We start from the raw sequence: 21,196 nt of genomic DNA on the forward strand, positions 1-21,196 counted from the left end.
GGACCCGGCGATTGGAGCTATTGGGATGCATAGGTGTCCGCCAAAAATAGGTGGACGCCATCCTCTAAGGGTGCCGCGGAAGGCGCAAGGTGGGACCGCCGGACGCTCACGCTTGAACACAATAAAAGTCGCTCGCGCGATTGAGCCGGCCGCCGTGACGCTCGCAACCATCTACGTGATGATGTGGGGATTTATGAGCGTCACAGGACGAGTACAGGAGCCGATCTGGGAAGGCATTCGACGCATCATCACCATTGCGCTCATTCTCGGCGCAGGCCTACGCCTGTGGACTTACAACGAGATCATAACGAACACGTTCTTTACGGCACCAGACCAACTTGCTGCCGCAGTAATTGGGGCGCCAACTGTCGTCAGCGTAATAGACCAGGTTTGGCTCGATGGCACCGCCATAGCTGAGCTGTTGCTAAGAAAGGGCAGCATCCTCGACAGCGACGTCGCCTTCTATGCAGCAGGCTTTCTGGTGTATCTGCTGGTCGGGCTTGCAGTGGCGGTCACCGCATTCATGCTGGCGTTGTCGAAAGTAGCAATCGCCGTCCTTTTGGCCATTGGGCCCCTATTCATCGTATTGCTGTTTTTCGATGCGACTAAGCGATTCTTCGAGGCTTGGGTGGCCCAGCTCGCGAACTATGCGCTGATTGGAATCCTAACGCTATTGACCTCCGCATTGCTGTTGTCAGTAGTAAAAGCTTATGCGTCAAACGCCGCCGCTTCCGGTACTGGAGTGACTGTCGCCGAAAGCGCGCGCGTCTGCATGGTGTCGACCTTGGTGTTTCTTGTGATGCGCCAGGTGATGCCTATCGCAGCGGGTCTCGCAAGCGGCGTTGCGCTCAGCACCTACGGAGCGGTGAGCGGAGCCATCCGCTGGGGAATGGGCGGAGCACGGCGTACGACGTACGAATTCGGTCGGGGGCTGCTCGACGGCTTGAAGAGGGAGCCCGGAAGTAGGTGGGATTCTTTCCGTCGACTTGCAGGAAACCGCGTGGGTGCCGGGATTGCCAGCACATGGGACCGTGCAACCGGAGCGCGCCGCGGCGGCATGGTGATCCCGCGTGAGCAAGTCATGCCAAACCCGAACCGTCGCCGCTGAGCTTCGGAGAGGCATCCATGAAATCCCTTCTCGCCATGCTCGTTTGCGCTTCGCTGCTTGGTTGCGGCACGAGTCCTCCGCTTCCTCCCGAGTGCGAAGGGTCGCTCAGCCCGATCAACGGGCAGCCCAACACTGTATCCACCGCGGGGGCGATCCGTGAATCGCGAACCATCCCTTGATCGCTACCTGTCCGAAGCCCAGAGCTGGGAGTTGGATCGCGCCCGTCGCGCGGAGCGGTCTACGAAAATCGCCTGGACAGTCGCAAGCGTTGCTTCGCTCATCGCGATGCTTGCCGTCGGGGCAGTTGCCGGCTTGACGCCCCTCAAGCAGCCGATCCCGGTCGTCATTCGCGTCGACAGCAGCAGCGGCGTTGTCGACATTGTTCCTGCGTATGAGGGCACTACGGATATCGAGCAGGTGGTCACGCGAAACCTGCTCACGACGTATGTCATTGCACGCGAGCGTTACTTCTACGGTACCGCTGAGGCCGACTATGACCTGGTTGCCGCCGAGAACTCGCCCCGCCTGAACCAGGAATGGGCAACGCTCTGGAACGTCAACAACCCGCTTTCGCCACTCAACGTCTTCAAGGATGGCACAACCGTCCGCGCGCAAGTGAGGTCGGTCACATTCCTCAAACTGGAGAGCGGCCGCGACAAGCTGGCCCAAGTTCGCTTCAGCCGCTACGCCCGCCCGGGCGGCACTGGCGAGGAGCAGGCCAGCCACTGGGTCTCGACCATCGAGTTCGCATACATCCCGCCTTCCAAGGACGACAAGACTAGGTCTTTAAACCCGTTGGGCTTTCGAGTGCTTGAGTACCGGCGGGAGCCAGAAGTTGCACCAAGCGGCGTCGACCCGCCCGCCAAGGCTGGTTCAAGATGAAATCGCTCTCTGCGGCGCTGCTCGCAGGCACCTTGGCCGTTGTCGTCGCACTAGGCGGTATTGGTCCTGTTGGTGCGGCGACCGTGCCAGCGGCAGGACGGGTTGATGCGCGAATACGCGTCGTCGCCTACAACCCGGACGACGTGATCACCCTGCAGGGTTATGTCGGCTATCAGATTCACCTGCAGTGGGCTGAGGGCGAAGAGTTCGTCAATCTTGGCTCTGGCGACAACGGAGCGTTCGATGTAGGCGCAGAACGCAATCACTTTTTCATCAAGCCGAAAGAGGCCCATGCGGCAACCAATCTCACGGTATTGACGAACCGACGGGCCTACCACTTCGACTATGTCGTCTCCGCCAACGCGCCCACTGGCGCCGCCGCCCGGCGCATGGTCTATTCGATCCGCTTCACCTATCCCGAAGATGACGCGCGACTTGCCGCCGCGGAACGGGAACGGCAACAGACTGAGGCACGAATCCGGCAGGCAGCCGCCGGCAGGCCGCTCAACACCGACTACTGGTTTTGCGGCAGCAGCAGCCTGAAGCCCATGAGCGCATTTGATGACGGCGTCCAGACGCGGCTGCGCTTCCAGGCGCGATCCGAGTTTCCGGCAATGTTCGTCCAGAACGATGACGGCACGGAATCCCTGTTGAATTTCAACGTCGAGAACGATGAGGTGGTGATTCACCGGGTCGCTCGGCGCTTCGTTCTGCGGCGGGGCCAGCTGGTGGGCTGCGTCCTGAACCAGTCGTATGCGGGCGGTGGTGCTCGCACAAAGACCAACACGAACGTCCCGGGGGTCCAGCGCACCAACACGGGAGACAACCCATGACGTGGCAGGATCAATTTCGCGGTACCCCACCTGCCGGGTCGCCCTCCAGCAAAATTGGCAGTAACTCCTACGACGTTGATCGAGAGACCGGGGAGATCCTTCCGAGACGGCACGATCCGGAGGCTCAAAACGATTTACCGGGCGCGAACGCGGGGGCAGCCACCGTGCAGGGAGAGCGAACAATACCCTCAGTCAATCGCGAGCGTTCGATCCAGTCGCGCATCAGCGGCTCGCTCGCGCTCGGTACCTTCGTTCTCCTCGGCGCCGGTTTCTTGTTTTGGTACTACAACACGCAGTACACGAAGGCGCATGAGGTCGAAGAGTCGGCGAAGAAGGCGGCTGCCGCCCGTGCAGGCGGCGAGATGAGGGTCCCCCCGCTGGGCCGCGTGGATCCGCCTCGGCCCGCGCAAGGCGCCGCCCCCGTTGCTGCCACCACTGCCCTCTCCCCGTCGCCTTCCGCGGCGGCGCCGAATCCCAACGCAGCTCCGCCGCAAAAGACACCCGAGCAACTTGCGCTGGAGCGCCAACTCGGCTTCCCCGTTCTCCGGCGCGCGCAGCCAACCCAGGTCGCGGGCGCCGCCGCGCCCTATGGGGCATACGGTTCGCCTGCGTCTGTCCAGCCGATGCCCGGCACCCTCCCTGGCATGGCGCAATTGCTCGGATCCTTCCAGATGCCAGGCACGGTACCTCCAACCTCGGGCGGAACGCTGGCTGCCAACCTCAGGCCAACGCCCACGCCCGCCGTCTCGGCGCAGATGCTGCCGACGCGTCGCATGTTGCTGCCCAAGGGCGCATTCATCGACTGCACGCTGGAAACGGCCATCGATTCGACCTACGAAGGCATGACCACCTGCATCGGTGCGAGTGACATCTACGGAGCTGACGGCAAAGTCGTACTGCTTGAGCGCGGCACCAAATACGTCGGCGAGCAGCGCGGAGAACCACGTCAGGGCCAAGGCCGCGTTTTCGTGGTTTGGAACGAGGCACGCACACCCATGGGCGTTGTCGTGCAGCTTGCCTCTCCGGGCACTGACGAGCTTGGCCGCAATGGCCTGCCTGGCTTCGTCGACAGGCACTTCTGGGAGCGCTTTGGCGCGGCCATCCTCATATCGGTCATCGACGGAACGATGCAGGCCATTGCCGCCCACCAGCAAAGCGGCACCAATGTCGGCAGCGGGGGCGGCGTGGTGCTCGGGCCGCAATCCGGGCGCGACGTTGTGACCGAAGTACTTCGGAGCACCATCAACATTCCGCCGACCGTGATCAAGAATCAGGGGGAACGGATCCAGATCCTCGTGGCACGCGATGTGGACTTCAGGACTGTCTATGCGCTCCGAAACGATCCAGCCAATCCGTGAGAATGCCCAATGCGTGTCGGCCAGGGTGGAGGGGAGCACCGGCGTCGCCCAGCACGGAACGGCGCTGGCCGATGGGCCATCGTCGCTGTCCTTGTTTCTCGGCCCACTTGGATCCTTGCTCGACGACCCCGAAGTCACCGAGATCTGCATCAATCAACCGGGCTCGGCTTTCGTGGAGCGGCAATCCGGCTGGACACGGCAAGCACTCTCGTTCGCGACCTTCGAGTGGTGCATGTCGATCGCCAAGCTCGTCGCCAATTTCACGCGGCAGCGCATTTCGGCCAACGAGCCGTTGCTGTCCGCCACGTTGCCAGGCGGCGAGCGCATCCAGATCGTGCTTCCCCCTGCGACCGAGGACCGGACCGTGTCGATCACGATCCGCCGGCCATCGAACGTGCTGTGGACGCTGGAAGAACTCGAGGCCTTGCACGTCTTCGAGCCCACTCGCAGCGCACCGGCGTTCCGGTATCAGTCGGCCGCCGACGTCGCGCTTGCGCATGCTGACCGGGAGCTGATGGGCTTGCTGGCCACGCGCAGCTTCGTTCAGTTCCTTCGCCGGGCCGTACAGCTGCGCAAGAACATCCTGTTGTCAGGCGCCACCGGATCAGGCAAGACCACGGTCAGCAAGGCGTTGATTCTGGAGGTGCCTGCTGATGACCGACTGGTAACGATCGAGGACGTAAAGGAACTGTCGTTGCGCAACCAGCCAAATCACGTGCGCCTCTTCTATTCGCAGGGCGCCCAAGGTCAGGCATCGGTCACGCCCGGACAGCTGCTCGCAAGTGCGAAACGCCAACGTCCGGATCGGGTCTTCGTTTCCGAGCTTCGCACGGGCGACGAGGTCTACGACTACCTGGTATCGGTGAACACGGGCCATCCCGGCTCGATCACGAGCATCCACGCGGACAACGCCGAGATGGCATTTGTGGCACTCGCGCAGCTCATGAAGCGAAGCGAGGCCGGCCAAGGGATGAGCACGCGCGAAGGCGTCGAACTGGCGCAGCTCAGCGTGGACGTGGTGGTCCAGTGCGCGCGCGACCGCCAACGCCGCGTGGTGCAAGAGATATGGTATGACCCAGGCACCAAGCTCCGAGGACTCGCGTAGCCCGTTCAAGGTCCTGGTGGCGCTGCTCTTCGCAGCCGTGGTGGGCCTGTACCTCGCGGGCTATTTCTTCCTGATGGCGGTGAAGTTGCCGCCGCACGATGCCACCCCTCTCACAACCTATCGGTACTGGCAGGACTACGGTGAGCGGCCCGACATCCGTCGCTCCTTGCTGATGGCGCTGGCCGGAGGTGAAGGACTTGCGCTTGGGGTGATCGGCTTCGCGCTCCTTCCGCGCCGCCGCCCCTTGCACGGCGACGCGCGTTTCGCGCGCAGACGTGAGATCGAACGGGCGGGTCTGCTCGGCGAGAGCGGAATCATCCTCGGACGTCTGGGCAACCGATACCTGGTGCTCCCCGGTCAACAGGGCGTGGAGCTTGAGGCCCCGCCGCGAAGTGGCAAGGGGGTGGGGGTCGTCATTCCGAACCTTCTGAACTGGCTGGGTTCGACGATTGTCAGCGACATCAAGGGTGAGAATTTCATCCGCACTGCGGGCTATCGCAAGGCGCATGGGCAGGAGGTCCATCTTTTCGACCCGCTGTCGGAGCGGGAGCGTTCCTCACGCTGGAACCCGTTGGGCTACGTCTCCGAAGTCCCCTACCGGTGCATCGACGACCTGCAGCGCATCGGCACGATGCTCTTTCCCGATCCCCACGCGGGTGACCCGTTCTGGACATCGTCTGCACGTTCGCTTTTCCTGGGTATTGCGCTGTATCTTTTCCAGACCGAAGGCGCGACGCGCACGCTTGGCGAAGTGCTGCGCCAAGGCATGGCCAGCGATGACGAAGGCTTCCAGAAGCACTGGAAGCGGGTCATCGATGCGTGTGAGCGCGCGGGCTATCCGCTGTCGCAGGAAACGGTGCAGAGCCTGTACGACGTGATCGATCTTGCGCCCACCACGGCCTCGAGCATTCGCAAGACCTTCACCAGTCGCCTGGATCTCTGGCTGAACCCGATGATCGATGCGGCCACCTCGGCGAATGATTTCGACCTGCGCGAGTTGCGCAAGCGGCCGATCTCCATCTATGTTCAGATCAATCCGGACAACATCGCCAGGTTGCAGCCGCTGCTGAACCTGTTCTTCCAGCAGGCGATTGGTCTGCAGACGCGCGAGCTGCCGGAGAACAACCCGCAGCTGCGGCATCAGTTGCTTCTCATGCTCGATGAATTTCCGGCGCTGGGGCGGATTCCGGTCATCGCTGAATCCACGGCCTTCCTGCCGGGCTACAACGTCCGCACGGTGATCATCGTTCAGTCGAATTCGCAGCTCATCGAGAAGTACGGTGTGGAGGGGGCGAAATCGATCCGGAAGATGCTGGCAGCCCGCATCGTCTTTCCGCCAAAGGAGTTCGAGGACGCCGAGGCGGTCTCGCGCGAACTCGGGACCTACACCGTCAAGCAGAAGAGTGTCAGCCGGCCGATGTGGGGCGGCGCCGGCAAGTCACCGAGCGTGAGCATCAGCGAACAGCCTCGCCGCCTCCTGCTGCCCCAAGAGGTGAAGGATCTGGGCGCCGATCGGTTGATTCTCTTCTACGAAGGGCTTCGACCTGTGCTGGCACACCGCGTGTACTACTTCCGCGACAGGTACTTCGCCAAGCGCGAGCTGCCGCCGCCAGAAGTGCCGACGCTCCACATCGCGAAGACCACTGGCGCGCGGGCGACGGTTGCCGCCCCGAAAGCAGCGGCCGCTTCATTTTCCGAACAGGCGGCTTCATCTTCATCCGGCAGTCTTGCCGTTTCCAAGGAGGTACCCGAAATGCAAGTCGATCCCGCTCGTCTCGACGAGCTCCGCCTCGATGACTTCTCTCTCGATTTCGACGACGTCGTGATTCCGAAGGCAGGATGGACCGATGCGGAGGTTCAAGCCGCCGCCGACAAGTTCATCTCGCAATTGCTCGACTGAAGGCGCGAGGCGAACATCATGGCCAATCCTCACAGTGACAGCGAAGATGCGAATGCGGCAGGCACTGTCAGCGAGCATCCTTCCAGACCATCGAGGCCGTCGAACCGGATCGTGCCCGAGGCGGTGTCGCAGCGCTTCCTTCGCATCGACAACCGATATTTCTTCCCAGACCGTACCCTCGCCTTCGTGGACACAGGCAATCGCCTGAAGGTTCGCACGCACAACCTCGAAGTCGTGCACAGCATCGTGGCCATCATGCAGGCCCGGAGCTGGCGGACCATTCAGGTAAGCGGTACGAAGGAATTCCGTCAGAAGGTCTGGCACGAAGCCACCATGCGGGGCATCGGCGTTCAGGGCTATGACCCCGACCCGCTGGAAATGCAACAACTTCAGCGCGCACTCGATCGCGACTCGACGCGCCATTCACACGATCCGACGCGGGACAATCAGGACAAGATGGCGACCAGAGCCACGCCCGACGATGCCTCCCATCTGAAAGTGGCGCCCACTGCTCCTCCACACAGTCCAGGCACCGGTTTGCGTCCACCGACTGTAGGAGTGCTACTTGCGCACGCGGCGGCGCCCTACCAGTTTGATCCCGCGCAGCGCATGTCTTACTACGTGCGCATCCGGACAGAGGTTGGGGAGCGAACGCTGTGGGGGACCGATCTGGAGCGGGCGATTTCAGAATCGCGCTCGGCTGCCCAAGTCGGAGATGAGGTCGTCCTCACGCAGCGCGGCGCGCGAGCTGTCACTGTCCGCGTCCCGGCACGCAATGCCAAAGGCGAGTTGGTGGGTGACAAGAAGCTCGCCGCGCAGCGTATGACGTGGAGCGTTGAGAAGGTCCAGTACCTCGAAACACAGGAGCGGAAGGCCACCGTTTTCAAAGCCTGTGACATCTCAACGGCCGATGTGCTGGCGCAGTTTCCAGACCTGACGGGCGCGGTGGCCGGCATGAAGCTGGCCGAGCAGTTTGCGCAGCGCCTGACGTCGAATGCCTTCGACCAGGCACGGGTGGTTCAGGCGATACGCACCGGCCTGGCCAATGCCATCGCCCAGGGCCAAGAGATCAGGCTGCCAGCTCAGCGCGTGGAGCAAATCCATGTCCGCCAACGGACTCGCGGCATCCGGAGCCTCGACGATCCGCAGCAACGCCCGGATCTGAACCCATCCATGCGTCTAACCATCTAGCCATCACCCTTCATGTCGGACCCAATCACCTTCTACCAACGCGCGGGCCGGCTGCCGCTGGCCATCGTCGTGGCTTGTGCACTTGCTTCAGCGCTACCTGCTTCGGCGCAACTCGCTCCTGCGGGACCCGCCACGGTCGCGACTGCCTTCACGCCTGGCTGGGCCTTGCCGCTCGTGCTCGAGACCATTCGAGGCGCGCGCTCGACCATCTTCGTCGCGGCATACACCTTTACCAGCAAGCCCATCGCCACAGAGTTGCTTGAAGCCTCGAAGCGCGGCGTAAAGGTGTTCGTCCTCGCCGACGCAACGGAGGCAAGCAAAGCATATTCAGCCGTACGCTTCCTCGCCAATGAAAAAGTACCGGTGCGCGTCAACGGGCGCTACGCGATCCAGCACAACAAGTTCATGGTGATCGACGGCACCATCGTTCAGACTGGCAGCTTCAACTACACGTCCTCGGCGGCGCAGCGCAACGCGGAGAATGTGATCGTGGTGCGAAACGCGCCGGCCATCGCAGCGCAATATGACGCCGAATGGCGCCGTCTCTGGAGCGAAGGCTCTGAGCTCGCGCCTTCCTACTGACATGGCCAGGGTGCTGCACGTCCATGGTCGGCCTGCCGCTTCGGGCGGCCGCACCGCACCCCTGCGGGTGGCCACGGGAACACTGGAAGCCCTGAAGTGGCTGGGCATGGTCTTGATGACGCTGGACCACGTCAACAAGTACCTCCTCGGTGGAGCAAGCCACGCGCTGTTTGACCTCGGTCGCCTGGTGATGCCAGTCTTCGGCTTCGTCCTCATGTACCACCTCGCGCGCCCCGGCGCTTTTGCCGCTGGCGTGCATGTTAGGGTCATGCGGCGCTTGCTGGTATTCGGCGCCCTGTCGGCGCCGACGTTCATCGTGCTGGTCGGCTGGTGGCCGCTGAACATCCTCTTCATGCTGCTGCTCTCCACCGGGATCACCTGGCTGATCGAGCGTGGCGGGCGAATGCACACCACCCTGGCGGTGATCTCGTTCGTGCTGGCGGGTGCGGTGGTCGAATTCTGGTGGTTCGGCGTGTTGTCATGCCTCGGCGCATGGGCGTACTGCCGAAGGCCCACGATTGGACGACTCGCGCTGTGGACCTTCTCCCTGGTGTCACTGCGGCTCATCAACGGGAATTTCGCCGCCTTGGCAGCGCTTCCGCTCCTCTTGGCAGCATCGCATATCGAACTTCCGCTCGCGCGCCATCGCTGGGTTTTCTATGCGTTCTATCCTGCGCACCTCGCAGCGATTTGGCTGGCGATGAAGGTGATTGCCTAGTCGAAGGCGCCTTCCCGGCAGGGATGCATCAGCCGACGTTCACTTTTCGGAGTTGTGCGAAGGAGGCAACGCAGTGCTGCTATAACTCGCGTCGCCATGGACAACAGCCCGATCATCCGCTTTCGTCTCGACCGCGAGATCGCCGAGCGCGCACACCGCATGGCCGCGGAACGAGGGCTGGAGCTTCCAGACATCATGCGCATGATGCTGACCAAGGCGGTGCGCATCGGTGACTTTTCGATCGACCGGGAAGAGCCGCCGAATACCGCCCCCCCCATCGACCGATCATTGGGGCCGTACGAGCCTCGCTATTGGGCAGATGCATTGGCCGTGCTTGATGCAGAGACTGCGCTGGCGGTGCTTCACCAAGCCATCGCGGACCGCACGGCGTGGCTTGATGAAGGCTTGACCTCCAAGGAACCGGACCTGCAGCGGCTTGAGGCCATCCGCAATGAGCGTGACGAAGCCTGTGACCTGCTGGAGTCCTTCGATCCGAGGAGTGCCGACGCCGTGGCACGGATCCTGGACCGTTTCTCACCCGACCCTGCGCCGGATCCGAAGCCGGAGGCCAAGGGATGACGTCGCCACGCCTGACCCCTGCGGAGCGCGACAGGATCTATGAACGTCGGATTCGCCCCGATGTCCTGGCCGGTGCCATGGCGTCCAGAACACCGGCTGCGATGATTGTGGCAGGACAACCCGGGGCCGGCGCGCCATCCGCTGCAGCTACGCTTCGCCTCGAACTGGCGAAGACGATCGGCGCCGTCGTGCAACTGAGTGGCGATCGCCTGCGCGCCTATCATCCCGCCTGGCGGCCAAGCGCCGGCACCGGGATCCTCAGCGCCCCGTCGCTTGAACCAGAGATCACCTACTGGTCGAATCGCATCGTCCAGGACGCGCAGTATCACCGCATGCACCTTCTGGTCGAGGATGAGCTGCACGATCCCCGCGCCGTGTACCGGATGGCCACCACGTTGCGCAAGGACGCGTACGTGGTTCAGGCCGTGTTTGTCAGCACCAACGCTGACGAGAGCACACTGTCGGTGATGGCACAGTACGACCTCTGGCGTGAACGGGGCCTTGCGCCGCGTTTCGTCTCGAAGCAGGAGCACGATGTGGCGCTAGCGAACGTTCGCACCGCGATGGGCTTGCTGGAAGAGCGTCGTGCCGTGGACGGCTTGCGGGTCATCGACCGGAACGCCTTTCAGTTCTACGAGAACCGTCTGATCGGAGGCGAGTGGAAGAAGGAGGCGCGTGCACAGGCCGCGCTGGACGCTGTGCGCGACAAGCCCCGGACGCCCAAGGACCAAGCGAGGCTCGCGATGCGATGGGAAACGCTGGTTCAGCGCCTCGCGCCCAATCCCGACGTGCCTCGCGACGTGGCGAGCCAAGCCCTCATGTGGCGCAGCGAGGCCGCCGCACGCTGCGAGGCAACGCCGGCAGCATCGCAGATGCTGCAGTGGGCCCGGGAAGGTGCAGCCTTCCGGCTAATGGATCGCTTCGAATTCGAGCGGGAGTTTCCCCATCACGCACGCGCGGTCAGTGCACTGGGCGCGGCCGTCATCGAGGCAGAGAAGTACGACCCGACCGAGAGCGCCCGATTCCTGGCCAGTGCTCGCGAGAACATTGCGCAGCGCATAGAGCGCGGCGACATGGCCCGCATCGCGGCCCGCGAGAAGCGCGAACCGCCGACTCGGTGAGCAGCGCCCTTGCCAGCATCGTCCTTGTCACCGCCTCGCCTCGCTGCGTGGGACTCTACAGCTCTGCTGCAAAAGCAGTCGTAGGCTGCCGGACCGACTGCTACCGTACCCGGCCATGAGCCGCCAGTCATGCGCCAACCCGCCAAGACTGGTCAAGGACCGGAACCTGACACTCGCTGGGCTCGGCCGACTTGCCTACTGGATGGCAATCGCTCGGGCTGTCCCTGGACCGAAGTTCCCCGAAGCGACAAGTGACTACAGGGGACAGGAACTTCGGCCTATTTCACAACGGTCTGGGGCTCGAACGCCTGCCGAGACGTCGACGCATGAACATGGTGTCCCTTCGTCGATCGACCTTCCTCCGTGTCACCAAGCGATTGATAGCGCCCGAGTGACAGGGCCATGCCACCGGCGAGCGCCAGAAGCCAGGGCATGACTTGAAGAGGCGCCGCGTAGGATCCCGCTCGATCGAAGTACGCGCCGACCACCACGGGTCCAAGCACTGCTCCCAACCCGTACCCTGCGAATGCGATCCCGAACAGCGAGCCGAACGACCGCCGTCCGAAATAGGCACGAATCAGATAGGCAATCATGTCGCCCTCTGCGCCGATCGTAAGTCCGATCAGGAAGCACGACCCGAGCAGCACAGGGTATGCATCCGATGCGCGTAGGAGGTAGCTGCCCACCGCGCCCGCCAGGAAGAAGCCGCAGGCGACGAGTGGCGCGTGAATCCTGTCGATCAGGATGCCCGTCAGGATCCGTCCCACGAGCAGTCCCGCGCCGACCATGGATGCGCTCAGGGCCGCAGAACTCGCACTGAAGCCTTTGCCCACCAGCATGGATGGCAGATGCGGGCCGAACGACAGCGTTGCCGCAGACGCAAGGACGAACATCGAAAAAATGGCCCAGAGCCTGTAGGACCGAACAGCCTGGGCGAGGGCTTCATTGGGTGCCCCGGAAGGCAATGACTGGACAGAACCGCCGCTTGTCGGCTGGCGCTCTTTCAGAAGAAGCCACGCAGGGATGGAAAGTATCAGCGAACCGCATCCCAAGGCCACGTAAGCGGCCCTCCAACCCCAGGCGGACACGAGTGCCTGTGAAAGGGAGGGCATGACGATGGCACCCGCCCCCAGCCCGCACATCGCAATGCCAACCGCCAGCCCCAGGCGCCGGTCGAACCACTGCGGAAGGATCGCCAGGTAGCCCAGCACCGAGGTCGCCGCGCCAGTAACGCCGACCACCAACGAGAGGCCCACCCATAACAGTCGGCCCCCGTTCTGAAAACTCATGCATGCCACGCTGATGCTGAACAACAGGATGGACACACCGATCACGCGTTTGACGCTGAAGCGATCCATGAGCCGGCCCACGAGCGGACTGACCAACGCCAGGCCGAGCATCGACGCTGCATAGGACAGCGAAGCATCCCCCCGGCCCCATCCGAACTCGCGCGTGAGGGGGCCGAAGAAGATTCCGGCCGTGCTGTTGAAGATCGGCGCGAAGCCGGCGAACATTCCCAGCGCCGCGGCAAACACGACGGCGAAATAGGTCCAGCGAGGCGTCGTGGCGCCGCGATTGTCTTGCATGCTGTCTCCGCTTGGTTGTGCCCTGACTCACGCGTCAGGTTGTCGGGTTCTCTTGATCGGATGCGTCCGCGCGGCAATGCCGATGCGGCGCGAGCGTTACCACTCCAGAACGACTTTCCCGACGTGCTGATGAGCTTCCATCAGGCGGTGCGCATCGGCTACCTGCGCGAAGGCGAGCTTCTGATGGATAAAGGGCGTGAACACCTTGCGCTCGAGCAGCGGCCAGACGACGTCGGCCATGGCCGTGAGCACTGCACCCTTCTCGGCTGGGGGCAAGGGACGAAGAACCGATCCAAACAGGGTCAGCCGCTTGCGCATCAGGTCCACCAGGTCCAGTTCCACCTTGCGACCGGCCAGCGACGAGATGTAGACCATTCGCCCGCCGCGGGAGAGCACCTTCATGTTCTTCGGAAAGTAGTCACCACCGATCATGTCGAGCACGACGTCGACGAATTGCTTCTCGCCGTCCTGGAGCAGGACCTGCTCGAAATCTTCGGTGCGGTAGTTGATCGCACGCGTCGATCCCTGGGACTCGCATGTGCGGCACTTCTCATCCGTACCCGCCGTGCAATAGACCGTCGATCCCAGCGCGCTCGCCAACTGGATCGCCGCAATCCCCACGCCGCTCGAACCCCCGTGCACCAGAAGCCGTTCACCGGCCTTCAATGCGGCCTTTTGGAAGACATTGAGCCACACGGTGGCGAACGCCTCCGGCAGCACCGCTGCTTGCGCGAAATCGAGCCCTTCTGGCACGGGAAGGCACTGGACGGCGGGCGCCACCGCGAACTCGGCGTACCCGCCTCCCACCAGCAAGGCGCAAACCCGATCCCCTTCCTTCCACGCGTCGACGCCTGCGCCGACCTGCGCGATCTCCCCCGCGACTTCCAGGCCGAGGATGTCGGTGGTGCCAGGCGGCAATGGGTAGAGGCCGGCACGTTGTGCCAGATCGGCATGATTGAGACCCGCCGCCCGAACCCGGATCAGCACCTCGCCGCGCCCGGGCGACGGCACAAGACGCTCCGACAGGTGGAGAACCTCCGTGCCACCCGGTTGAGCGACCTCGACTGTTTGCATGGTCCTCATGCGAGCAGCTTTCCGTAGCCGGGGGTCGCCGCGTCCAGCCCAAGCAGATCCAGCATGTTCCTGACCGTGCACACCGACGTCGACGTCACCGGGATGCCCAGCATGTCCTGGGCCTTCTGGATCGCCGGGATCGATTGCATCTGCACGCAGGCGGAGAGGACCACGACATCCACATTGGCCGTGTTCAGCCGCTTCACGTCGTCCAGCAGCCGCAGCGGGTCCCGACGCCCCACCTCGAGGTTGTCGGGAATTTCGAAGCAGATGCGGTCCTGGACCTCGATACCCTCGTTTTCGATGTACTCCACGACCTTGTCGGTGAGCGGCTTCATGTAGGGGGCGAGAAGCGAAACCTTCCTGGCGCCCAGTGCCTTCAGCCCGTGGATCAGCGCACCGGCCGACGTCATCACCTTGGCATCCGACTTGTTTTCGGACGTCACACGCCGAAAGTCGCTTTCGACCTGCCGGTGGTAGCCCAAGCCCTGCGCCATGATCGCCACCAGGCAGGCGGTACTCATGACATCGACCCGGGCGTCTGCCAGCTCTGCCGCGCAGCGCAGGCCTTCCCGGTTCATGGCCGCGAGTTCCTCGGCTGTCACCCGGTGCATCCTCATGCGGCTGGAATGGAAGCTGAACCGCTCCGGATGCAGCGCCTCGCGTGCGCGCAGCATGGCCGGAATCTCGGTTTCCATGGTTGTGTTCGAACTCGGCACGATCTGACCGATCCGGAAGAGCTGTTTCATCGAGGAACTCCTGGCTGGACGGATTCAGGATCCGCACGAAAAGGGGCCAATGCGTCAAGCAGGGCCGCGGGAATCGGCGCCCTGACCCGGGCGTCACGCCGAATGCAAATGGGAGAGAACCGGGCGCTGAAGATGCGCACGCCGCCGGGCTGGGTCGCCTGGATGCGGATGTCGTAGCCGTGCTCCCTCACCTCGGGAACGTCCAGGCGCATCTGGAACTCCTCTTCGGGCCAGAGCGCGCGATGAAATTCGAGCGCCATGCCTTTGCACGGCGTGTCGACGCCCAGCGACTTTCGCCACTCTGCCGGATGGCCTTGGCTGAGCTCTGCCTGGAACAGACCCACCGCGTTCAGCACGTAGTCGGTGAACTTGCCCGTGTAGACCACCCCTGCGGGATCGCAGTCGGACCAGCGCACCCGTCGGCGAACGACGAAGGGTTGCCGGCTCAGGATCGATTCGTAGCTGTCGATCATGCCGGCTGTCCGGTGGGGGCCGAAGCCGTGCCGGCGAGTCGGCGCGCATCCTGGATCTGCTGCATCAGTTCCGGGTACGCAGCCGCCAGGCGCTCCTCGCTCACGCGCCCTGTGCGCGTCATGAAGGCATGGATGAATTCGTACGGCGTGAACCGCTGCATCCATTCGGCGATGTTTTCGTACCAGCGATACGACTTCTCCGAGGCCGAGATGAGTTTCGATTTCTCGGGGCCACGCGTCGCAGCGAATCGTTGCAGTCGATCAAGCGGGGTGACCGATGCATCGTCGCCGTCGCGCACCAAGGCCTCGGCCAGCGCCATCGCATCATCCATGGCGATTCGGGTGCCGGAGCCGATCGAGAAGTGCGCGCTGGTTTCAGCGTCGCCGATCAGCACCGCGTTGCCCGCCGTCCAGTGCGCGTTCCGGATCACCGGAAACTGGCGCCAGGTGGAGTTGTTCGAAATCAGCGCGTGGCCGCCCAGTTCAGGCGCGAACACCTTCTCGAACAGATGCTGCCGCTCCTCGGCGCTCATCTTCTCCATCCCAAGACGCTCCCAGGTGGCATGGTCGCACTCCGCGACGAAGGTGCTGTTCGATGGGCCGTAGGGGTAGTAGTGCGCAATGAAGGCCCCACCTTCAAACTCCCGGAACACGAGGGCGGCCGTCGGAAACGCCTTGCCCACGCCGAACCATGCGAAGTGATTGCTGAGGAAGCTGCGAGTGGTGCCGAACGCGGCTTCATTGGCGGTTCTCAGGATCGAGTTGATGCCGTCCGCACCCACGACCACGTCTGCGTCATCGAGTCCGAACTGCCGAAGTTCGTCCGGATGCGAGATCCTGGTTCCGAAACGGATGTCCACACCCGCGTCGATGGCCGCACGCTGCAGGATGTTGAGCAGGTCGATGCGGGCGATCGCACCTCCGCCGTGTCCCGGGCGCTTGATCGCGATCGGCGTCTCCTTGGCGGTGATGATCTGGTGGGTGGTGAAGGTCATCTTTGCCACCATGGCGTCGTGGGTGGCCTGGTCGGCCGCTTGCAGGCGTGCCAGCCCCGCCTCCGCCAGGACGACGCCGAAGCCGAAGGTCGAATCCGCTTCGTTCTGTTCGATGATGCTGATCTGCCAATCCGGGCAGCGGCGCTTGACGAGGATGGACAGATAGAGGCCCGATGGGCCGGCACCGATGATCGCGATCTTCATGATGCAAGCTCGCTGCCGATGACCAGGTCTTCATTGTCGAAGTGCGTCACGCGCCCCAACAGGCCACCCGTCAATGCGCCGTGCCACACGGCGGGCTTGAATCCCAGCGCCTTGCGGTTGAGCCTGATCTCCGCTTCGCCGTCCACACGAAAGTAGCCAAGTCGCGGACCGCTGACCTTGAGGCCCGACACGTCCCGCGCATGGTCGACCAGCGGCAGGAACTCAGGCACATCCAGAACAAAGATCGTGGGCATCATTGGACCTCCATGTCGGCGGCGAGACGTTCGCCCTTGCTTCGCCACACCTCGTCGATGGAGGTGAACGAGCCTTGGCCGGCCCTGCTGGCGTTTTCCAGCGCAATGCCGGCCTCCAGCGTCCGGTTGGCGTCCGCGATGTCGACTTCCGTGAACGGACGCACCTGCCACGTGATCTCGAGCGAGTAGCCGTTCGGGTCGTTGAAATAGATCGACTCGATCACCTCGTGTCGAATCTGGTAGTTCAGCTTGATGCCCGCGGCTTCGATCCTGGCGCGACATGCGAGCAGGTCTTCGCGGGTTTCGACGCGCCAGGCGGTGTGAGTAGCCCGGTAGCGATAGTCGTCTCGCACGGCGACAAACTCGGGGGCCTCGGTGCCGATGTAGTAGAAGAAGGCTATCGTGCTGCCCGTACCGCTGTCGAAGAAGAAGTGCAGGAAGTCTGCGTGATCCTCCGGCCCCCATCCGCGCGCCGAGATTGCGTGCACGAGGGGCAGGCCCAGGAGATCGCGGTAGAAGTGAACAGTCTCTGCCAGCTTCCAGGTGGGGCGGGCAGTGTGATGAACGCCGACCAGCGGCAGTCCGGGCTTCGAAGTCATGATGAGCTCCTGGCTTGGGTGGTGTTGGAGGCAGAGACGGCTCGCTCGGCGGCGAGGATCTCGGTGATGGCTTGCTTGAGCAGGGGCTTGCTCAGCTTTCCGGTCTTGGTCAACGGGAATTCGCTGACCACTTCGATGCGTTCCGGCCACTTGAACTTGGCCACGCCTTCCTTGCTGAGGAAAACGCCGAGTTCCTTGACCGTCGGAGCGACGGCGCCGGCCTTGATGACCATGAAGGCGCAGACCCGTTCCCCGAAAACGGGATCCGGCATCCCGACGACCGAGGTCATCGCGACTGCGGGATGTCGCCCGACCACGGTCTCGACCTCTTCAGCGTTGATCTTTTCTCCGCCGCGGTCCACGACGTCCTTGGTCCGACCGCAGAACTTGTAGTAGCGCTGGCCGTCGATGTCGCGGAACAACATCAGGTCGCCGGAACGATAGAAGCCGCCGCTCGTGAAGGTTTCCTTGTTGCGCTCGGGCGCCTTGTAGTAGCCGTGGATCGTGTAAGGCCCTGCGAATGCGCACTCGCCCTCGACACCTTCTTCCAGGATCTCTTCTTCAGTCCCGATCTGGAAGAGCTTGACCTCGTCAAGAGGGGAAACCGGCCGGCCCACCATTCCATCTCGCACTTCCTGCGGTTGATCGTCGCGCGTCATCATGATCACGCCTTCCGTCATGCCGAAGATGTGGAACGCTGGGGAGCCAAGGATGCTGCGAAGCTTCGGCGCGCCGCTGGCCGAGATGGTTCCGCGCAATTGCTTGACCGGCATCTGGCCGGCTTCGATCGCCGGGCGCAACTTCTCGAGCACCGGCCCGCCGATGGCTCCCCAGGTCGGCCGGTAGCGCTGAAAGAGATCGACGAGGGATTGCGGCTGAAGGTCGGGCGCCACCGTCACTGCGCCGCCCGTCAACAGAAACGGGCCGAAGCAGCACCCCATGTTGAGGTTGTGCATCATGGGCAGCGGCATGAACAGCACGTCATCGCTGCGATACCCATTGAACTGCGCCACCGAGCGCATGTTGTAGAGGTATTCGTTGTTGAATCGCGGAATGATCTTGGGGACACCGGTCGTCCCGCCGGAGAGCTGGAACACGGCCACCTGATACGGGTCGAGTTCGAGCCCGGCCAGCGTATCGCGCGCCTGAGCCAGCGGCATGTTGTCGATCAGCGTCCTCATGCCGAGCGCGTTCCCGCGAGCTTCGCCGCGCGCCTGAACAATGAGGGCCAGCGTCGGCACTTCCTTCTGCATGCGCTGCGCGAACTCGACGTCGTCAAACTTGGGGTCGTCTCCCTGCACGAAATGCATTCGAGCCTCGCTCAGACCGGCCAGGTAGCCGATCTCGTGCTCACGATGAGCGGCGAGCGTTGCCACGGGAATGAGACCGGCCTTCAGGCATGCAACAAGGCCGATGACCAGTTCATTGCTGTTGGAAAGCTGGAAGATGACGCGGTCAAGAGGCGCGAGCCCGCTTTGCAGGAGGGCCGCCGCAAAGCGGTCACTCAGTTCGTCGAGTTCGCCGTAGCTGATGGTGCCCCCGGGCCCGCAAAGCGCGATTCGATGGGCGTGTTGCGTGAACGACAACCTCAAGCCGTCTGCCAGGGTTTCGTGAGTCAAGGCACCAGCTTCTACGTAGCGGGCCAAGCTGGCTGCCGGTGGGTAGACAACGCCCTCGATTGGCTCGCGCACGCCGATCGGCTTCGATGTAATCACGGTGCTCATTCGGGCTTCACTCCAATGGCTCGCACGACGTCTCCAAAGAGAGTCTTCTCGCGCTTGACGAAGCTTTGAGCATCCGCGACGGTGCCGGGCGTCGTGTAGGTGCCGAACTCCTGGAACTTTGCCACGACGTCGTCCATCTTCATTGCCTGGTTGAGCTCCTTGTTCAGGCGTTCGACGACGGTCGCAGGCGTGCCCTTGGGCGCCGCAACCATGAACCAGCCGTAGACGTTCAGGTCGGGAACCGTGTCCTTTGCGAGCGGAATGCCCTCGAGTCCGGGACGCACCTTGTCGGAGGCGACGGCCAGCGCCTTGAGCCGGCCCGCCTTGACGAGTTGCAGCAAAGGGCCCACGCCATCGGTGTACATCGAGATGTCGCCGGCCACCACGGCCTGCACGCCCTGTCCGGTGGTCGCGAAGGGAACCTGCTGGAACGCAGCCTTGGTCTTGAGCGCAAGCAACTCGTTGGCGAGGTGGGGAATGGAGGTCCTGTTCGGGCTGCCGATCGCGACCTGGTCAGGCGCAGCCTTCGCTGCCTTGATGGCATCGGCCAACGTCCTGGCGTCGAATCTGGTGCTGGCCGTGAACAGCATCGGCGTGAGGCCAACGATCGCGACCGTCTCGAAATCGCGTTCGATGTCGAACCGCGCTTCCTTGAAGGTGAGCGGTGTGACCGTTGCCACGGCAGCTTGAATCAAGGCGAAGGTGTGGCCGTCAGCGGGCGCGTGCCTGAGTTGGTTCATCGCCAGGATGCCGCCGGCGCCTGGCTTGTTCTCGACGATCACGGGCTGCCCCATCGAACGTGCCAACTTCTCGCCGAGGATGCGCGCGATGCTGTCAGGCGCAGTGCCAGCGGCTGTCGGCAGCACCAGCTTCATCGGCCTGGTTGGAAAGGTCTGGCTGATGGCCGGCGCGCAGGCTGTGGCCAGCGCTACCGCGAACGCAGCCGCGGAATGCTTGAAAGGATGCACCTTGTCTCCTTGGATCGAACTTGTTCGGATGTGCGGGGCGCTCTCAGGCGAGGCCCCGTGTCTTGAGCCATTGCTGGACCCTGCGCCCGACGGCCACCTGCCCCGACTCTTCGCCTTCGGTCAGCGCCATGCCGTGGTGGTTGCCCCGCACCTTCTCCCGCTCCTTGTCGGTGCTTGCGATGGACGCGAAGATCGCGTCCATGTCGGAGGGAAAGGCCGCCTGGTCGCCCGTGTACTCGAGCATCAAGGTCGGCAGCGTGATTTCCGGACCGCATTTCTCGAAGCTGGCGTTGGAGCTGATGCCCGACCAGGTGGACAGCCAGGATTCAGGCGTCACGAGGCGCGCGAAACCCACGCTGCCGAGGTTCGAGGTGTAGGGGTCTTGTCCCCAGAGCGTGCCGACGTCCCGGTCGGACGGATCGATGCCGAGATCCCAGCAACGCAGGTCCGCGTCCGTGCGCCAGATCGGGAAGATTGGCGTGTGGGCAACCTGACGGCGCAGTTCGGCTGATGGCACTTCACCCTCGCCGAGTTGCTTGAGCTTCCTGCGGGCCGCAGCCCGCGAGCGCAGCAACTCCCTTGCGTGAGCGTCGAGCCGCTCGACTCGCGCGCGCTGGGCGGCCTTGTAGCGCACGATGAACTCGGTCGAGTACTTCGATGACGCGGGCGGCTCGACGAAGCCGTTGGCCGGATTGAAAGGGTCCAGCGAGGCATCGACGGACATCGGGTCCTGCTCGTCGACCACGGACGGATCGATGCAGTTCATCAGCAGCTTGCCCTGACCCGGATGCGGCGAGACGAAGATCAAGGCATCCGGCGCGGGCATGTCTGCCGCGCCCAACTTGACGGGACGGCCGCCGGGTGTGTTCTCCAGCCTCGCCTCGGGTGCCCGCAGCGCCTGCTGCGTATAAAAGGCGTAGAGACCTGCGCCTCCAGAGAGGCCGAGCAACACGATCTTCTCGAACCCCAGCTTGCGCAGATGAGCGACCCCGGCCGCGACGTCCAGGAGTGCGACCTCGTGCTCGAGGCGCAGGTCGTTGCCGATCGATCGCGGCGCCTGGACCCAGCAGGCGCAGGCGGCGTCCAGCACATCGGGCACCAGGTAAGGGGTTCCCGAGAACTCCCGGGGATGCATCAAGCAGACCACGGTCTTCTCGTTGCCGGTCTCCGTGTACAGGAAGCCCAGTGTCCGC

The 21,196-nt window shown here is 63.5% G+C and carries 21 protein-coding genes; 11 read left to right on the forward strand and 10 right to left on the reverse strand.

The window, feature by feature from the left end; genetic code table 11:
- The first annotated feature begins 154 nt into the window (after positions 1–154).
- The 11 genes from WKW79_RS35615 (at position 155) to WKW79_RS35665 (ending at position 11,377) form a co-directional block, all read left to right on the forward strand.
- Positions 155–1,108, forward strand: coding sequence for a TrbL/VirB6 family protein (locus WKW79_RS35615; RefSeq protein ID WP_340339956.1), 954 nt, complete (start codon positions 155–157; stop codon positions 1,106–1,108).
- A 156-nt stretch (positions 1,109–1,264) separates the two neighbouring features.
- A complete protein-coding gene (locus tag WKW79_RS35620; RefSeq protein ID WP_340339957.1) occupies positions 1,265–1,990 on the forward strand; it encodes a VirB8 family type IV secretion system protein in 726 nt (241 codons plus the stop codon).
- Positions 1,987–2,823, forward strand: a complete 837-nt coding sequence (locus tag WKW79_RS35625; protein ID WP_340339958.1) for a TrbG/VirB9 family P-type conjugative transfer protein — start codon at positions 1,987–1,989, stop codon at positions 2,821–2,823. Before WKW79_RS35620 ends, WKW79_RS35625 begins: the two co-directional genes overlap by 4 nt.
- Positions 2,820–4,181 (forward strand): type IV secretion system protein VirB10, encoded by a 1,362-nt coding sequence (gene virB10 / locus WKW79_RS35630; protein WP_340339959.1) that lies wholly within the window; start codon positions 2,820–2,822, stop codon positions 4,179–4,181. Before WKW79_RS35625 ends, virB10 begins: the two co-directional genes overlap by 4 nt.
- The gene (gene virB11 / locus WKW79_RS35635) at positions 4,150–5,286 is read left to right on the forward strand and encodes a P-type DNA transfer ATPase VirB11 (RefSeq protein WP_340339960.1); all 1,137 of its coding nucleotides are present in this window, start codon (positions 4,150–4,152) and stop codon (positions 5,284–5,286) included. Before virB10 ends, virB11 begins: the two co-directional genes overlap by 32 nt.
- The gene (locus WKW79_RS35640) at positions 5,252–7,186 is read left to right on the forward strand and encodes a type IV secretory system conjugative DNA transfer family protein (protein WP_340339961.1); all 1,935 of its coding nucleotides are present in this window, start codon (positions 5,252–5,254) and stop codon (positions 7,184–7,186) included. The genes virB11 and WKW79_RS35640 overlap by 35 nt, the downstream gene beginning before the upstream one ends.
- A gap of 18 nt (positions 7,187–7,204) precedes the next feature.
- Positions 7,205–8,377 (forward strand): LPD7 domain-containing protein, encoded by a 1,173-nt coding sequence (locus WKW79_RS35645; protein ID WP_340339962.1) that lies wholly within the window; start codon positions 7,205–7,207, stop codon positions 8,375–8,377.
- A gap of 12 nt (positions 8,378–8,389) precedes the next feature.
- The gene (locus WKW79_RS35650; protein WP_340339963.1) at positions 8,390–8,959 is read left to right on the forward strand and encodes a phospholipase D family nuclease; all 570 of its coding nucleotides are present in this window, start codon (positions 8,390–8,392) and stop codon (positions 8,957–8,959) included.
- A gap of 1 nt (position 8,960) precedes the next feature.
- Positions 8,961–9,677: a TraX family protein gene (locus WKW79_RS35655; RefSeq protein ID WP_340339964.1), complete on the forward strand. Its 717-nt coding sequence runs from the start codon at positions 8,961–8,963 to the stop codon at positions 9,675–9,677.
- A gap of 96 nt (positions 9,678–9,773) precedes the next feature.
- Positions 9,774–10,256 carry a hypothetical protein gene (locus WKW79_RS35660; protein WP_340339965.1) on the forward strand — a complete coding sequence of 161 codons (483 nt, stop codon included), beginning with the start codon at positions 9,774–9,776 and terminating at the stop codon, positions 10,254–10,256.
- The gene (locus WKW79_RS35665) at positions 10,253–11,377 is read left to right on the forward strand and encodes a zeta toxin family protein (RefSeq protein ID WP_340339966.1); all 1,125 of its coding nucleotides are present in this window, start codon (positions 10,253–10,255) and stop codon (positions 11,375–11,377) included. Before WKW79_RS35660 ends, WKW79_RS35665 begins: the two co-directional genes overlap by 4 nt.
- A gap of 278 nt (positions 11,378–11,655) precedes the next feature.
- Here the strand turns inward: WKW79_RS35665 and WKW79_RS35670 are convergent, their stop codons facing one another.
- The 10 genes from WKW79_RS35670 to WKW79_RS35715 form a co-directional block, all read right to left on the reverse strand.
- On the reverse strand, positions 11,656–12,963 hold the full coding sequence (locus WKW79_RS35670) for an MFS transporter (RefSeq protein WP_340339967.1): 1,308 nt from the start codon (positions 12,961–12,963) through the stop codon (positions 11,656–11,658).
- A gap of 96 nt (positions 12,964–13,059) precedes the next feature.
- Positions 13,060–14,037: an NAD(P)H-quinone oxidoreductase gene (locus tag WKW79_RS35675; protein ID WP_340339976.1), complete on the reverse strand. Its 978-nt coding sequence runs from the start codon at positions 14,035–14,037 to the stop codon at positions 13,060–13,062.
- Positions 14,038–14,042: 5 nt separating this feature from the next.
- Complete coding sequence (locus WKW79_RS35680) at positions 14,043–14,786, reverse strand: maleate cis-trans isomerase family protein (RefSeq protein WP_340339968.1); 744 nt, start codon at positions 14,784–14,786, stop codon at positions 14,043–14,045.
- Positions 14,783–15,259: an acyl-CoA thioesterase gene (locus WKW79_RS35685; RefSeq protein ID WP_340339969.1), complete on the reverse strand. Its 477-nt coding sequence runs from the start codon at positions 15,257–15,259 to the stop codon at positions 14,783–14,785. The genes WKW79_RS35680 and WKW79_RS35685 overlap by 4 nt, the downstream gene beginning before the upstream one ends.
- The gene (locus WKW79_RS35690; protein WP_340339970.1) at positions 15,256–16,458 is read right to left on the reverse strand and encodes an FAD-dependent monooxygenase; all 1,203 of its coding nucleotides are present in this window, start codon (positions 16,456–16,458) and stop codon (positions 15,256–15,258) included. The genes WKW79_RS35685 and WKW79_RS35690 overlap by 4 nt, the downstream gene beginning before the upstream one ends.
- Positions 16,455–16,715: a hypothetical protein gene (locus WKW79_RS35695; RefSeq protein ID WP_340339971.1), complete on the reverse strand. Its 261-nt coding sequence runs from the start codon at positions 16,713–16,715 to the stop codon at positions 16,455–16,457. Before WKW79_RS35695 ends, WKW79_RS35690 begins: the two co-directional genes overlap by 4 nt.
- The gene (locus WKW79_RS35700; protein ID WP_340339972.1) at positions 16,712–17,311 is read right to left on the reverse strand and encodes a VOC family protein; all 600 of its coding nucleotides are present in this window, start codon (positions 17,309–17,311) and stop codon (positions 16,712–16,714) included. The genes WKW79_RS35695 and WKW79_RS35700 overlap by 4 nt, the downstream gene beginning before the upstream one ends.
- Positions 17,308–19,035, reverse strand: a complete 1,728-nt coding sequence (locus tag WKW79_RS35705) for an AMP-binding protein (RefSeq protein WP_340339973.1) — start codon at positions 19,033–19,035, stop codon at positions 17,308–17,310. The genes WKW79_RS35700 and WKW79_RS35705 overlap by 4 nt, the downstream gene beginning before the upstream one ends.
- Positions 19,032–20,003: a Bug family tripartite tricarboxylate transporter substrate binding protein gene (locus tag WKW79_RS35710; protein WP_340339974.1), complete on the reverse strand. Its 972-nt coding sequence runs from the start codon at positions 20,001–20,003 to the stop codon at positions 19,032–19,034. The genes WKW79_RS35705 and WKW79_RS35710 overlap by 4 nt, the downstream gene beginning before the upstream one ends.
- 43 nt (positions 20,004–20,046) lie before the next feature.
- The coding region (locus WKW79_RS35715; protein WP_340339975.1) for an alpha/beta hydrolase at positions 20,047–21,196 on the reverse strand (1,150 nt) is incomplete at its 5' end.

The organism is Variovorax robiniae (assembly GCF_037889955.1).
In the GTDB taxonomy this organism is placed as follows: Bacteria; Pseudomonadota; Gammaproteobacteria; order Burkholderiales; family Burkholderiaceae_C; genus Variovorax; species Variovorax robiniae.

What these genes read in the sequence shown, in the direction of transcription:
- WKW79_RS35670 (WP_340339967.1), bottom strand. Translation starts at nt 12,963, where the DNA reads ATGCAAGACAATCGCGGCGCCACGACGCCTCGCTGGACCTATTTCGCC.
- virB11 (WP_340339960.1), top strand. Translation starts at nt 4,150, where the DNA reads ATGCGCTCCGAAACGATCCAGCCAATCCGTGAGAATGCCCAATGCGTG.
- WKW79_RS35655 (WP_340339964.1), top strand. Translation starts at nt 8,961, where the DNA reads ATGGCCAGGGTGCTGCACGTCCATGGTCGGCCTGCCGCTTCGGGCGGC.
- WKW79_RS35625 (WP_340339958.1), top strand. Translation starts at nt 1,987, where the DNA reads ATGAAATCGCTCTCTGCGGCGCTGCTCGCAGGCACCTTGGCCGTTGTC.
- WKW79_RS35660 (WP_340339965.1), top strand. Translation starts at nt 9,774, where the DNA reads ATGGACAACAGCCCGATCATCCGCTTTCGTCTCGACCGCGAGATCGCC.
- WKW79_RS35685 (WP_340339969.1), bottom strand. Translation starts at nt 15,259, where the DNA reads ATGATCGACAGCTACGAATCGATCCTGAGCCGGCAACCCTTCGTCGTT.
- virB10 (WP_340339959.1), top strand. Translation starts at nt 2,820, where the DNA reads ATGACGTGGCAGGATCAATTTCGCGGTACCCCACCTGCCGGGTCGCCC.
- WKW79_RS35640 (WP_340339961.1), top strand. Translation starts at nt 5,252, where the DNA reads ATGACCCAGGCACCAAGCTCCGAGGACTCGCGTAGCCCGTTCAAGGTC.
- WKW79_RS35675 (WP_340339976.1), bottom strand. Translation starts at nt 14,037, where the DNA reads ATGCAAACAGTCGAGGTCGCTCAACCGGGTGGCACGGAGGTTCTCCAC.
- WKW79_RS35705 (WP_340339973.1), bottom strand. Translation starts at nt 19,035, where the DNA reads ATGAGCACCGTGATTACATCGAAGCCGATCGGCGTGCGCGAGCCAATC.
- WKW79_RS35650 (WP_340339963.1), top strand. Translation starts at nt 8,390, where the DNA reads ATGTCGGACCCAATCACCTTCTACCAACGCGCGGGCCGGCTGCCGCTG.
- WKW79_RS35700 (WP_340339972.1), bottom strand. Translation starts at nt 17,311, where the DNA reads ATGACTTCGAAGCCCGGACTGCCGCTGGTCGGCGTTCATCACACTGCC.
- WKW79_RS35695 (WP_340339971.1), bottom strand. Translation starts at nt 16,715, where the DNA reads ATGATGCCCACGATCTTTGTTCTGGATGTGCCTGAGTTCCTGCCGCTG.
- WKW79_RS35665 (WP_340339966.1), top strand. Translation starts at nt 10,253, where the DNA reads ATGACGTCGCCACGCCTGACCCCTGCGGAGCGCGACAGGATCTATGAA.
- WKW79_RS35690 (WP_340339970.1), bottom strand. Translation starts at nt 16,458, where the DNA reads ATGAAGATCGCGATCATCGGTGCCGGCCCATCGGGCCTCTATCTGTCC.
- WKW79_RS35680 (WP_340339968.1), bottom strand. Translation starts at nt 14,786, where the DNA reads ATGAAACAGCTCTTCCGGATCGGTCAGATCGTGCCGAGTTCGAACACA.
- WKW79_RS35645 (WP_340339962.1), top strand. Translation starts at nt 7,205, where the DNA reads ATGGCCAATCCTCACAGTGACAGCGAAGATGCGAATGCGGCAGGCACT.